Here is a 13043-nt window from a genome sequence, read left to right as displayed (position 1 = left end):
GTTCGTGCCTGTTGCCCAGGCATTGTTCAAAGCCGGCTGAAAGTCTTGCGGTGGTTCAAAGCCCTGGTCTGCGGACAAGCGGCAAGCGTCGCGGCACTATTCAAAGTGACACGGGCCGGCGCCGACGCGACTCCAGTTATGGCGATTGGCACAGCGAGACCTCCACTTCTCGGCTGAACATGGGGCAGCATCGCACCAGTCCAAAATTATTTCAAGCCTAAAGTTTTTTCGATTGCCGGCATTGCCTTTCCCGTTGGGGCAGGCGATTGCTATCTGTGAGGAGACATCAAAGGGAGGATGAAATCGATGCTGGAACACCGCATTTCCGACTGGGACGACGCCTATGCGAACGGCTCGAACATCGCGCGCGGCGATCGCTGGCCGGAAGCCTGGGTCAAACCGGCCGAGGCGTTCCGCAACGCCCTCTTGAGCGCCGGACGCGCCAAACTCGACCTTGCCTATGGCGATCGGCCGAGGAACCGCATGGATCTCTTTCTTCCCGACGGTTCGCCCAAGGGCCTGCTGGTCTTCGTCCACGGCGGGTACTGGCTACAGCTCGACAAGAGCTTCTGGTCGCACTTGGCGGCCGGAGCAGTGGAGCGCGGCTATGCCGTCGCGATGCCGTCCTACACGCTCTGCCCAAAGATTCGTATTGCCGGGATCGTCGAAGAGGTCGCCGCCGCTATCAGCGAGGCATCGAAACGCGTCGAGGGTCCCTTGATGCTGACCGGCCATTCGGCCGGCGGCCACCTCGTCAGCCGAATGATCACGACGACCGCGCCGCTTTCGCCTGATGTCCAGGGCCGGATCCGCAACGTCGTCTCGATCTCCGGCGTGCATGACCTGCGCCCGATCATGTCGACGGCCATGAACGAGAAGCTCGCGATTGACGAGGCCGAGGCACTTTCACAGAGCCCGGCACTGCTGCGGCCGATGCCAGACGCCCGCATCACCTGCTGGGTCGGAGGCGGCGAGCGTGCGGAGTTCCTGCGTCAGAACGCGCTTCTTGCCAATATCTGGACCGGATTAGGTGCAACAACGGCTGCTGTCGCGGAACCGGACCGGCACCACTTTAACGTTGTCGATGGACTTGCCGACGCCAAGCACCCCCTGGTGCGGACGTTGCTGTCGGACGTGTGAACGTCGGGCTGGGTCGCTCCCTGGGCGCAAACTGAAGGAGGTGTCGCTGGAAGTCGGCGTCAAGAATTCCTTCATCGTGCTCGACGATGCCGACCTTGACCTTTGCCGTCAAGAATGCCGTCTGGAGCGTCTATCTGCATCAGGGGCAGATCTACCTGTCGGCGGGGCGCGTGCTGGTGCACTCGGGCATCGCCGGAGAGGACACCCGCAGGCTCGCAGACCATGCCGGCAAGCTGTCGGTCGGTGATCCGGCCTCGGGCAGGGTGGCGGTTGGCCCGCTCATCAACCGTGCCCAGCCAGGGGCGGCTGACCTGGCATTCGCCGGTGATCGCTTTCAATCGTGATTTTATCGCGGCCGTTAGAGCAAGCGCAAGAGAGCGCCAATTCTCCCATCGCGACATCGTCTCCGGCGCCGGCCAGACGCGTTCAATCTGGCGCGCCGGGTCTCGACCACGATGATCTTCGTGCCCTGCCGCGACGGGATTAGTCACAATCCGCGCGAATACGCGTCACCCGGCAATGTAACCGCCGGCGCGAACGTACTCCTCGACGTCACTCTGGATCGTGCGTCGCCGTGATGTGTGCGGAAAACGTAGTCGGCCCGGGACCGGGAGGTTCTTGATGGGACCGGACCCGTCGGGTGAGCCGTAAAGCTGCCGTGGAATGGTCAGCAAATGGCCCCGATACGGCCGCATCGAGCCCATGCCAGCGTTCCATCGTCGCGGCGCATTCGGTATCCGGCCGACCTTAGGGGCGATTGAAAGTCAGTGTCGCTCCTGATCACGTCATGCGCATCAGAGAGGAATGAATATGATCACCGGTTACAAACCCGTCGCGTCGCTCGCGGCGGCAGTCTTCAGCTTCATGGTCGTCAGCCCCGCATCCGCCCTTGAGATCGCTCAGGCTGAAACGACCCAGCCGACGCAGGGCCAGGCTGGCAGCAAGGGCCCGGACGCTGCGATCAGCGACCAGAAAATCGAGGCCTTCGCGGTTGCCTATCTTCAGGTCGACAAGGTCAGGCAGGAATATTCCGCCAAGATAGAAGCAACGTCGGATGCAACGGCGAAGAAGGACCTGGAGACCGAAGCCAGCAAGAAAATGGTCGAGGCCGTCCAAGCCTCACCTGCCATTTCGATCGAAGAGTATTCGGCAATCCTTACAGCTGCACAGAGCGATCCGGCAGTCGCCAAGAAGGTTCAGGCAAAACTCCAAGACACCGCTCCGGCACAGCAATAACCGGGCTCGGACGCAACCAGTTGCACAGCGACAAATGGTTAGCCCGCACCAGGTGTGGGCTACCCGCTACGAAATGGATCTTCGCCGATCTGCCGGACCAAGGTCCAGCCGCTTCAAGATCGCCTGGCTAGCCTCTTCCGCTTTCCTGTTGTCCTTTGACGATCACCTACGACCAGTTCGCGATCTATCTCGCTGAAACCGGCAATGAGCGCGTCAGTTCGGGCGCCTGGCAAGAAGTCCGGCGAGTGCTGTAATCTCGCGCTCGAGCACTTCGGGCGTTATTCCGATGAACCGTCCTTCGAGGCTGAGAGAGATTACCCCATGAACGGCCGCGAAGAACGTGCGGGCACGAACTGCCACGTCCTCTTGAGCAGCATCCGGAAATTGCTGCGCGAGCGGTGCTGCGATGAGACCGATCAGAAAGCCGTGTTCGGCAAGATGCCACTCGGGGACCGGGGCACCCTCGGGCATTCTGTGTTCAAATAGCGCCGACCATAGATTTCGCTCTGCGAGCGCAAAACGGAGATAGGCGAGCGCCAGGCTCAGGAAGGCCTCCTGAACATCTGCCGCCGGTTGGACCGCGGCATTGAGGGCGGCTTCCAGGCGCTTCAATGTACTCGAGTTGATATGCAGGATCAGTCCGTCGAGATCATCGAAGACGGTGTAGAGCCCGCCGAGTGCCGCACCTGCACGCTCGGCTATATCGCGGGCGCGCAGGTTCTTTAATCCTTGCTCCCGGATCAGCTCCGTGCCGGCGGCAATAAGCCTCGATCTCAGATCTTCCTTCTTCGCTTCACGCTTTCCGGCCACTGGCCACCTCATTTTGTTGAACGATGTTCATTTTCAATGTTGAACAACGTTCATTTCTGTGAGAAAACATTATTGAACATTGTTCATACATGGAGGTGAGGAGATGTTCAAACAAATCGTAACGCTCTTGCGCGGTCGCGCTCATATGGCGGAGGAGGCCTTCGCCGATCGGCATGCGCTGCCCATTCTTGCTCAGCAGATACGCGACGCTGCCCGCGGTGTCGAAAGCGCGCGACGGGCTGTCGCTTTGGCGATCGCGCAAAATCGCCTGGAAAAGGAAAACGCCGAGAGGCTTTCCGCTCACATCGAGGAGCTCGAAATCCGCGCCATTGCAGCCCTTGAAAAGGGGCGAGAGGATCTGGCCGCGGAAGCCGCAGCCTCGATCGCGCGGCTGGAAACCGAACTGCAGAATGCGCGCCAGGTTCAGGCGGAATTCGCAGACGGAATAGATCGGCTGAGGCAAGCGGTGCGGCAGAGCGAAACGCGCCTGGAGGCGCTGCGCCGCGGCGAACGCCTGGCCGCCGCACGTGACCGGACGCAGCGCCTTTCCAAAGAGGTGCCCGGCAACGATCTCGCGACACTCAGCGACGCCGAGGCAACGCTCACGCGGCTCGAAACGCGTCAGCGCGAGGCTGAATTGACCGCCGAGGCGCTGATCGAGCTGGAAGAGCGGCCGGATCCGGCAGCACTTGCGCAGAAACTGGCTGCGGCCGGTTGCGGACGCCCTCTCGTGACAAGCGCCGACGACGTGCTCGAGCGCTTGCGCGCAAAGATGAACCTTACGCTTTAAAACCTCTGTTTCTCAAAGGACAACGACGATGAACGACAGCCTGATGAAACACTCCCCGGCCTGGACCTCCTTCTCTTATGTTAGCTTCGGCGTGGCCGCTTTCATGGTGGTGATTGGCCTTTACATGATGCCCATCGACCTCTGGGGCAAAGGGTACCTGGCCATGGGCATCCTGATGCTGCTGCAGACGGCCGTGAACGTCACCAAGACGCTGCGCGACAATCTGGAGGCAGAAAAGCTCATCCGCAGGATCGATGATGCCAAGACCGAGAAATTGCTGCTCGGCATTAAGGCGGATGAAGTTTAATCACTCATTAGCCTTGTCGCCATGGCGGACATCCTGTGGACGAGTGCTTGACTATTTTCATCCAGAACGCTCAAAAAAGGGAGACGTTCCGTGAAAACCAATCTCATGACATCCCGGCGCTTTGCGCCGCTCTTCTGGACGCAGTTTCTATCCGCGTTCAACGACAATTTTCTTAAGAATACGCTCGTCTTCCTCATCCTCGCAACCGTGGCGGCCGATGATGCGGGATCGCTGGTCACGCTGGCCGGCGCCGTCTTCATGGCGCCGTTCCTAGTCTTTTCCGCACTTGGCGGCGAACTCGCCGACAAGTTCGACAAGGCGATCGTTGCCGAGCGACTGAAGCGCTGGGAGCTTGCTGCCGCAGGCGTTGCGGTTGTCGGGATCGCATTCTCCTCCATCGCGGTGCTGCTGGTTGCGCTCTTCCTGTTCGGCGCCATCTCCGCGCTCTTCGGGCCGGTCAAATACGGTATCCTTCCCGACCACCTGGAGCGCAAGGAACTACCGCGCGCCAACGCCTGGATCGAGGGTGCGACGTTCATCGCCATTCTCAGCGGCACTGTCATCGCAGGGATTGCCGCAGCCGACGGCGTCAATCCCTGGCTGTTTGGTCCCATGATGCTCGGCCTGGCGCTCGCCTGCTGGCTTTCGAGCCGCTACATTCCGCGTCTTGGCGCCAAGGCGCCGGACCTTGTCGTCGATCGCAACGTCTTGCGCTCCACCGGCCGGCTCGTTGCTTCGCTGCGCGGCGACAGGCGGCTTTGGCGCACCGCGCTGATGGCCGCCTGGTTCTGGCTGGCAGGCGCTATCGTGCTGTCGCTGCTGCCGCCGATGGTGAAGAACCATCTCGGCGGCGACGAAACCGCAATTACCGCCTATCTCGCTGTCTTTGCCGTGGCCATCGGTGTCGGCTCCGCAATCGCGGCCTGGATGTCTGCGGGCCGTATCGTGCTGCTGCCGGCACCAGCCGGCACGCTGATCATGGCGCTCTTCGGCCTCGATCTCGCCTGGTGCGTCGGGCATGCCGGTGCGGTCGCCCCGACGGAGACGCTCCCTGCCTTCTTCGCCGGTCCCTACACGGTACGGATCGCCATCGATCTTGCCGGCATGGCGATTGCTGGGGCATTCCTCGCCGTACCGACGCTCGCAGCGCTTCAGGCCTGGGCGCAAGAGGACCAGCGTTCGCGCGTCATCGGTGCGTCGAACGTGCTGTCTGCAGCCTTCATCACCGTTGGCGGCGGCCTTGTCGCGATCCTGCAGGCATTGGGCATGTCGACACCGGTGCTCTTTGCTGGCCTTGCCCTTGCCAATGCCGTTGCTGCCTGGGTTATGCTGCGCACGCTGCCGACCAACGCATTCCGCGATTTCGTCTCCATCCTCTTCCGCGCCTTCCTGCGGCTGGAAGTCGAAGGCCTCGACAATCTGAAGAAGGCCGGTCGCGCACCGATCATTGCGCTCAACCACGTGTCCTTCCTCGATGGTGCGCTGGCGCTGGCACTCACCGAGGAGGAACCGACTTTCGCGGTCGACTACACGATCGCCAAGGCCTGGTGGGTCAAGCCGTTCCTGAAGATGTGCAACTTCCTGCCTCTGGATCCGTCAAAGCCAATGGCAACGCGCACGCTCATCAAGACCGTCAACAATGGTGAGCCGTTGGTGATCTTCCCTGAGGGCCGCATCACGGTGACCGGTGCGCTGATGAAGGTCTATGACGGCGCCGCGATGGTGGCCGACAAGACCGGCTCCATGGTCGTGCCGGTGCGTATCGATGGGCTGGAGAAGAGCTACTTCTCACGCCTCAGTTCCATGCACGTTCGCCGTCGCCTGTTCCCGAAGGTGAAGGTCACCATTCTGGAGCCGGTTCGCCTGTCCGTGCCGGAAGAACTGAAGGGCCGCAAGCGCCGCATGGCCGCGGGTGCTGCGCTCTACCAGGTCATGTCGATGCTGATGTTCCGCACCACCGACACGGACACCACCGTGATCGAGAAGGTAATCAAGACGGCCAGGGAGCGCGGGTTCAACAGGCTCGCCGTGCAGGACCCGGTCACCGGTTCGCTCACCTATGGCAAGCTATTGACCGGTGCGGCCGTGCTCGGCGCGAAGTTCCAGTCGCTCTTCCCGAACGAAAAGGCGCTTGGCGTTCTCCTGCCCAACGCCAACGGTGCGGTTGCCACCATCCTCGGCGTGATGTCCGCCGGTAAGGTACCGGCCATGCTCAACTTCACCGCCGGTGCAGCCAACATCATCTCGGCCTGCAAGGCAGCCGAGGTCCGTCATGTGCTGACGTCGCGTGCCTTCGTCGCCCAGGCGAAACTCGGGCCCGTCGTCGAGGAATTGGCGAAGACGGTGGAGATCGTCTGGCTCGATGATCTGCGCCAGACGATCGGTCTTGCCGACAAGCTGCGTGGTCTTTTGCGAAAGGGGCGGCCGCTCGTCCGGCGCACGGCCGACGAGCCGGCGGTCATTCTCTACACTTCGGGATCCGAGGGTACGCCGAAGGGCGTGGTGCTGACACACCGCAACATCCTCTCCAACGCGGCCCAGGCTGCTTCGCGCATCGATTTCCACTCGGGCGACAAGGTGTTCAACATCCTGCCGGTGTTCCATTCCTTCGGTCTCACGGCCGGAACGGTCCTGCCGCTCATCTCCGGCGTGCCGGTCTATTTCTATCCGTCACCGCTGCACTACCGGATCATCCCGGAGTTGATCTATGCGTCCAACGCGACGATCATCTTTGGGACCGACACCTTCCTGAACGGCTATGCACGAACGGCGCACCCCTATGACTTCCGCTCGATCCGATACTGCTTCGCCGGCGCCGAGCCGGTCCGGGCAGCCACCCGTGCGCTCTACATGGAAAAGTTCGGCGTCCGCATCCTCGAAGGCTATGGTGTGACCGAGGCCGCGCCGGTGATCGCGCTGAACACACCGATGTTCAACAAGGCCGGCAGCGTCGGCAAGATCATGCCGGGCATGGAGTACAGGCTCGATGCCGTGCCGGGTGTCACCGAGGGCGGACGGCTCTTCATCCGCGGCGCCAACGTCATGGCCGGATATCTTCGCGTGGAAGCGCCCGGCGTGATCGAACCGACACCCGATGGCTGGCATGACACCGGCGACATCGTCACGGTTGATGAAGAGGGCTTCATCGTCATCCGCGGGCGGGCCAAACGGTTCGCCAAGGTCGGCGGCGAGATGGTTTCGCTCGGCGCCGTGGAGGCGCTGGCGGGCGAGATGTGGCCCGGCCAGTTGACGGTCGTCGTGTCGCTGCCTGATCCCAAGAAAGGTGAGCGCCTGGTCATGCTCACCGACGCTCCGGGTGCGACACGCGCCGCCTTCCTCCGCTTCGCCAAAGACAAGGGCGCCATGGACATGATGGTTCCCTCGGAGGTGAGGGTAGGTGCCGTACCGGTGCTCGGTACCGGCAAGGTGGACTTCGTCAACGCCCAGAGGCTTCTCGCCGAGACGGCAAAGGCCGAGAACGCCGCCTGAGGATGTCGAAAAGGAAGCCGGCCCTTCAGGCCGGCTTCCCGTCCAGCACGAGATCGCCTGCCGGAAGGCGATACTTCGGAACCGTCGACGGTGCCGGCCCAACGCGCAGCACGTTGATCAGCCGGTGTCCGGGTGGCAGCGCGAAGCGCTCTCGCAACGCCTGCGCAGCGGATGGCAGGTCGGCAAGCACCGCCATCGGCCAGCCGGCAAAACCAAAGCGGGTGAAGCTCAGCCAGAAACGGTAGAAGGCTTGTCCGGAGACGATCGGGCTCTCATTCTCCGGCCGGTGAAACAGGAGACAGGCGGCTGCCGTCATCGTCTTTTCCAACTCCGCGACGAGAGCTTGGCCAAGCCCCAGGCGGTCGGCAATGTCGAAAAGCGGTGAGGCCAGAAGATGTCCCGCCAGTGCACCTTCCAGTCGTCCCATCTGCAAGGCTGCGAGGTTGAGGCCGTCAGTGGAATAGGCCGGATGCCGGGGTGACAGTCGCATCCATCTTACGAGTTCATCGCGGAATGCGCGTTCTCGCATGATTGTGAGGCTTGACCGGTCGTTGAGCGACGCAACGAAGGCAAGGTCCTCGCGACCGTACGCAAGCCTCACATCGACCGCCTGAACGGCCCAGTGTTCGAGCCTCTTAATCTGCTCAGGGGAGGTTGGCGAGAAACGCGCCCGCCATGTGAAGCGCCTGGCGGTCCACTCAGAAAGCGCCGGCGGCACCGCGTCCTCGCCGGTAAGCTGTAGCCGTGCGGCCAACCGATAGCCGGGTCTCCAATCGAGTAGATTGTGCGTCCAGAGATCATCGATCGTCACACCGATCCCGCGGGCTGCGAGCGCCATCGCCATGCCCTCAAGTGCCGCCCCACAGGAAAGCCCCATATCGCGGCTGGTCGGATCGCCGACGCTCAGATGCCGGGAGAGGTCGGCGGCAAGCAGGACGCGTCCCTCCTCGTCGAGCGCCCAGCGCGCGGGCTGGGTGTTGTGGACGGAAGGGGCGAGGTTGGCCTCCGCCGCGAGAACGGCGAGCATGGCGGCATCAACGCGCTTCATAGCGTCTTTCCGAAGAGATGCAGGCGATGAAGCGGCCTTGCGCCCGCCTTCTCCGCCTGTCTCAGGCTCGCCGCGTTGACGTCTGCAATCCAGGTGCCACCGGCGGTGTCATAGCCGGCACGGCGCATCTCGCCCAGCACATGGGCAAGCAGCAGCGGGTTGAGCCCGCGTCCCTGGTGTTCCGGCTTCACACCCTGGAATATGATCACGGCGCGGCGGCGCTTCAGGCGATGCTTGAGCAGGTACCAGGGCGCAGTCAGTCCCAGCCGTGAGCCCATCGCCTTCAGCATCGGATTGACATCAGGAATGGCGATCACCGCGCCGGCAGGCGTGCCGTCCTTTTCCGCGACCGCCGAAATGCGTGGATCCATGATCCACTTCATCTCCTTGGCCTGAAACTCGAACTCCGCACGGCTGACGGGCACGAACATCGGATTGTCTGCGAAGCTCTCGTTGAGGATCAATCGGGAGTCTTCCAGCCTTTGTTCGAGCGTCGATCGCCGGATTGGCGAAAAGCGGAAACCGTCGTCGAAAAGAGCGCGCATCTGCGCGCTGGCAAGCAATCCGTCGATCTCCACGGTGCGAATGTCGATTTCGAAAGTGGTCATCGGGAAACAGGGCGCATAGCCCCGGTTTTCCAACAAGCGAGGCAGATAAGGCGGTCCCCAGATCTGGTCGGTATAGGGCGCGTTCTCGAAACCACCGGTCATGACGCCCACCTGCTGCATGGCCGTCAGGTTGAAGTTTCCAAGGATCTCCCGAAAGCCCTTCGCGCGCGCCCAATCCTCTGCTCGCTCCAGGAGGGCTGCTGCGACCCGTTCATCGTCGGCACAGTCGAAGTAACCGAAATAGCCGCGATCAAGTGCGAACTGCGCGTTCGATGCGCGATGCACATGCGCCGTTATGCGCCCGCGCACGGCACCACCCTCATGGGCCGTGAAGCAGGCATAGTCGGCAGCCGTGTCGAAGAGTGGATTCGTCTCGGCGGAAAGGAAGCGCTTGAGGTCGCTCAGCATCGGCGAGACATAGGGTTTCCGCGCACCGTAGATCTGAAAGGGCGCTGAGAAGAAGGCGTCGATATCGCCGGTACGGATATCAATCATGAAGCGGGTCTCTTTGGGAGATCAGCATGGCCATGCGTTGGACGACCTTCAATTCGGTTTCTGCACCCGGCGTGGCGGAGACGGAAGGCATGTTGAGCGCAATCAGTCGGAACGGCCGGTTGGACACAAGCATGACGTGGGTTGCCTCGTATTTTTCAAGCAGCCAGGACATCTGCTCCGCATCCTCTTGAGGAAGGCCTCCCGTCTCGGCAATGCGCAGCAGTGGGCGGGTCGCAAACAGCGCCTTGACCGTGGGCAAGTCGAGGTCGGAGAGTTCGTCCTCGCCAAGCAGAAGTGCGCCGTCGACCAATGGATGGTTCTGCAGCTCCTCGAGAAAGCCCAGCGTGTCGTCGATGCTGTCCTCCGCCAGATGCCGGATCAGGCTTTGCCGCCGTTGCTCCATGCGCAGGCTGATGCTGTCCTTCCAGATCACGCCGAGCAGGGCGGCACTGAGGATGACGCTTGCCGCTCGCACCAGCGCGGCTGGTTCGAGGCTGTTTTCGACGCCGATGACGAGGGCTGCAAGGAGCGCAACGGAAAGCAGGATGACGAAGGAGACCACCGTGTCACGGTGCCCGACGGCGCGCTGGCCAAGGCTGATCAGCAGCCAGCACAGGAACAGGATGGCGACCCCGCCGAGCCGCACTGGCTGGTCGATGTAGACGGAGCGAAAGTCCGTCACGAGCAGCGGAAGGATCAAAAGCAGCGAGAGAGCAATGCGGTCGACGGCCTGGTTTTCCGCCTTCGACAGGCTCGTCCGATCGCGCGTCACTGTCATGTGACCGGCAAGGGCGAAGGTGACCAGTTGGTAGAGGAACAGCAGTGCGACCCGCCAGGGTTCGGCGAGCGATACCGGCAGGAATGCGAGGACGAAGAAGGTGGCCGCGCCGCCGGCCGCGATCCACTTCGTGGTTCTCGGCGCGTGTCGCCGCAACAGGCCCTCGGCAAGCAGAACGGTCGAGAGCGGGACGAGCCCCGCGGTTATGATCGTCGCGGCCTTGAAGATGAAAAGGTCCGTCCACCAGGCGAGCACCCGGCTCGCCATCAAGGCCGCCAGCACCTGCAGACCGAAGAGGAACCGACGGTTCAACGGGCTCTTGGCGTCGAAACTGCGGATCACCCCGATGAGCACGAGCAGACCACCCAGTGCCGCCAGCGAAACGAAACTATCGGCAATAAGCGAGGTGTTCATGACGTCGCCGGAGCTGCAAGTCGGGTCAGGTAGCGCCTTACCAGCGGTCGCAGCAGTGCCGCAACGAGCGCATTGCGGGGTCGCTCGACGCGTCCGGCATGCGGGTTGAAGAACCAGCCGCGGCAATCGGCGGACTGTGGGCGGCCGAGGATTGCATGGATCGCCTCATAGGCCATCAATGTGCCCGTGGAGATCACCATCGGCGCGAAAGACATGCGGCTGCGGGTGCCGGCGATCACTTCACCGGCGAGCGACAGGTCGACATGGTGACGGGACGACGAATGCACCATCACATATTCCGCCTCGCGCAGGAACGCCTCGGCCCGCTGGTCCGGCGTCAACGCGTTCCAGGCGGTGCCGACAGTCGGATAGCCGAGCCGCTCCTCGGGCATCGGATCCTGCGGGCGTGTCACATAGACGGAGGGCAGCGGCGAGGCGTAGGCGTCGATCACCGTCTGGCCGTGATCTCGCGACGTGCGATAGAGCAGCAGGCTGGCGCCGAGATCGTCGGTTCCGTTGATGACGACATCCGCTGCGGCAATGATCGCATCGGCATGGTCGGTCCATTCGGGCCCGTAGACGGTCACGTCCAGGCCGGGATTGATCTTGAGGCAAAGCTCGCGGGTTGCCTGCGCCTTCGGCATGCCGATCGTGTCGGCGAAGCAGAAGACCTGCCGGTTGAGGTTCGAAAGCTCGAAATTATCGATATCGGCAAGAACCAGGCGACCAATCCCGGCGCGCGCGAGCGACTGGACACAGGCGCCACCCATGCCGCCGGTTCCACAGACGAAAACGGTCGCCTGGCTCAGGCGCCGTTGTTCCGCTTCGGTGACGAAGCCGATGTTGCGTGTGGTGAAGGTCTCGTAGGAAAATTGGCTGCTCATCGGCTGGGCCTCAACACGCCCCACTGCCGGCGGCTGTCGGCCCAATGCAACGCGGGCAGCACGAGCCTTTGTACGAGGATGACAATACTTGCAACGGCAAGGCGGCCAAGCGCGTTGCGCGGCACGCTTTCCATGAGGTAGCGCTGAGCCGCATTGAGATCCAACTGTCCGATTTGCAGGAGGTCGTCACCGCGATCGTAGTCGAGTTCGGCGGCGCAGAAGTCGTTATACTCCGCCTTGCGGTGCTTCGGGGCCGCCTCGAACGTCTTCTTCAGGTTGTCGGAACCGCCGGTATAGGAATTGGTGATGACGAAACGATCGGCATCGAAGCCGGCGTCAGGGCCGACCCCGAAGACATGGCGATGTGATTCCATGATGGCTGTGGCGATCAGTTGCTGGCGCAGCGATCTGCGTGCGCCACGGGTGGGTGCGGGAAAGACGCCGCTGAAGGTCTCGGCCACCATGCCGGCAACGGCCGGCACCTGGGTGACATTCGAAATCCAGAGCGGGCGAAGCTGGTTGCGCAAAAAGAGAAGGAAACAGGTGAGGCCGTAGAGGATCCAGGAAAGCCCCTGGCTGCGAACCGCCGGGTCGATCATCACGAGCCCCAGATGGAGGACTTCGACCGGTTTGCCGGAAAGAGAGACCTGGAGGACAGGCAGCGCGTTGAAGGCAACCGGCTCACCGTCGGAAACCCGGTAGACGACCGTGACGATCGTTCGGGTGAGCGCATCTTCACGCTCGGAGAAGATGCCGTAGCCGAGCTCCCCATCGGGAACCGACCGTTGCGCGACTTTTCGCAGGTCCTGCCTTAGCCTGGCGACCTCGCGCTCGTTCATCCATAGCCCGGGAGCTTCCACGATCCTTGCGCGGAAGTCTGGCGATGTCTTGAATGAAAGATCGAGGCGCTTCTTCAGAACGACCGATATCAGATTGTACAATGTCCCGCGTCCGCAGCTTCAATTCTGGGGTGGAGCTTCTGCAAGCTTCGGTCGCATCCTTGCGGAAGAGGACAAACATTTGGTTTAATTCCTGGAAGAGATG

General features: G+C 62.3%; 12 protein-coding genes and 1 pseudogene. 7 read left to right on the top strand and 6 right to left on the bottom strand.

Features of this window, described 5'->3' with window-relative positions; all coding sequences use genetic code 11:
• Positions 1-306: 306 nt before the first annotated feature.
• The 4 genes and pseudogenes from BLU15_RS24345 (at position 307) to BLU15_RS24330 (ending at position 2376) form a co-directional block, all read left to right on the top strand.
• Positions 307-1140, top strand: coding sequence for an alpha/beta hydrolase (locus BLU15_RS24345; RefSeq protein WP_090298746.1), 834 nt, complete (start codon positions 307-309; stop codon positions 1138-1140).
• Positions 1085-1225 (top strand): annotated as a pseudogene (locus BLU15_RS40885) (hypothetical protein); the annotation flags it as partial. The gene BLU15_RS24345 and the pseudogene BLU15_RS40885, both read left to right, overlap by 56 nt.
• Before the next feature lies 1 nt (position 1226).
• Positions 1227-1484 (top strand): aldehyde dehydrogenase family protein, encoded by a 258-nt coding sequence (locus tag BLU15_RS40080; RefSeq protein ID WP_244546802.1) that lies wholly within the window; start codon positions 1227-1229, stop codon positions 1482-1484.
• 466 nt (positions 1485-1950) lie between these two features.
• The gene (locus BLU15_RS24330; RefSeq protein ID WP_060530163.1) at positions 1951-2376 is read left to right on the top strand and encodes a DUF4168 domain-containing protein; all 426 of its coding nucleotides are present in this window, start codon (positions 1951-1953) and stop codon (positions 2374-2376) included.
• 213 nt (positions 2377-2589) lie between these two features.
• Here BLU15_RS24330 and BLU15_RS24325 read toward each other — a convergent pair whose 3' ends face one another.
• Positions 2590-3186: a TetR/AcrR family transcriptional regulator gene (locus BLU15_RS24325; protein ID WP_090298691.1), complete on the bottom strand. Its 597-nt coding sequence runs from the start codon at positions 3184-3186 to the stop codon at positions 2590-2592.
• Between the two features lie 103 nt (positions 3187-3289).
• On the opposite strand from BLU15_RS24325, the gene BLU15_RS24320 reads away from it, so the two are divergent.
• The 3 genes from BLU15_RS24320 to BLU15_RS24310 all read left to right on the top strand — a co-directional run bounded on the left by BLU15_RS24320 (position 3290) and on the right by BLU15_RS24310 (position 7772).
• A complete protein-coding gene (locus BLU15_RS24320) occupies positions 3290-3976 on the top strand; it encodes a PspA/IM30 family protein (protein WP_090298688.1) in 687 nt (228 codons plus the stop codon).
• A 28-nt stretch (positions 3977-4004) separates the two neighbouring features.
• Positions 4005-4283, top strand: a complete 279-nt coding sequence (locus tag BLU15_RS24315; RefSeq protein ID WP_034796305.1) for a YiaA/YiaB family inner membrane protein — start codon at positions 4005-4007, stop codon at positions 4281-4283.
• A 90-nt stretch (positions 4284-4373) separates the two neighbouring features.
• The gene (locus BLU15_RS24310; RefSeq protein WP_090298682.1) at positions 4374-7772 is read left to right on the top strand and encodes an acyl-[ACP]--phospholipid O-acyltransferase; all 3399 of its coding nucleotides are present in this window, start codon (positions 4374-4376) and stop codon (positions 7770-7772) included.
• A gap of 25 nt (positions 7773-7797) precedes the next feature.
• Here the strand turns inward: BLU15_RS24310 and BLU15_RS24305 are convergent, their stop codons facing one another.
• From BLU15_RS24305 to BLU15_RS24285, 5 genes are read right to left on the bottom strand one after another with little or no spacing between them, the layout of a single operon-like run.
• A complete protein-coding gene (locus tag BLU15_RS24305) occupies positions 7798-8820 on the bottom strand; it encodes a nitroreductase family protein (protein ID WP_060580751.1) in 1023 nt (340 codons plus the stop codon).
• Entirely contained in the window at positions 8817-9923 is a 1107-nt protein-coding gene (locus BLU15_RS24300) for a GNAT family N-acetyltransferase (RefSeq protein WP_060580750.1), read from the bottom strand. The genes BLU15_RS24305 and BLU15_RS24300 overlap by 4 nt, the downstream gene beginning before the upstream one ends.
• Positions 9916-11115: a hypothetical protein gene (locus tag BLU15_RS24295; RefSeq protein ID WP_090298679.1), complete on the bottom strand. Its 1200-nt coding sequence runs from the start codon at positions 11113-11115 to the stop codon at positions 9916-9918. Before BLU15_RS24295 ends, BLU15_RS24300 begins: the two co-directional genes overlap by 8 nt.
• A complete protein-coding gene (locus tag BLU15_RS24290; protein WP_060580748.1) occupies positions 11112-11999 on the bottom strand; it encodes a ThiF family adenylyltransferase in 888 nt (295 codons plus the stop codon). The genes BLU15_RS24295 and BLU15_RS24290 overlap by 4 nt, the downstream gene beginning before the upstream one ends.
• Positions 11996-12940 (bottom strand): hypothetical protein, encoded by a 945-nt coding sequence (locus BLU15_RS24285; protein ID WP_090298676.1) that lies wholly within the window; start codon positions 12938-12940, stop codon positions 11996-11998. Before BLU15_RS24285 ends, BLU15_RS24290 begins: the two co-directional genes overlap by 4 nt.
• Between the last annotated feature and the right edge of the window lie 103 nt (positions 12941-13043).

Origin of the sequence: Ensifer sp. YR511, from assembly GCF_900103045.1 — a bacterium.
GTDB lineage: Bacteria > Pseudomonadota > Alphaproteobacteria > Rhizobiales > Rhizobiaceae > Ensifer > Ensifer adhaerens.
This window is presented reverse-complemented; position numbering and strand designations above follow the sequence as displayed.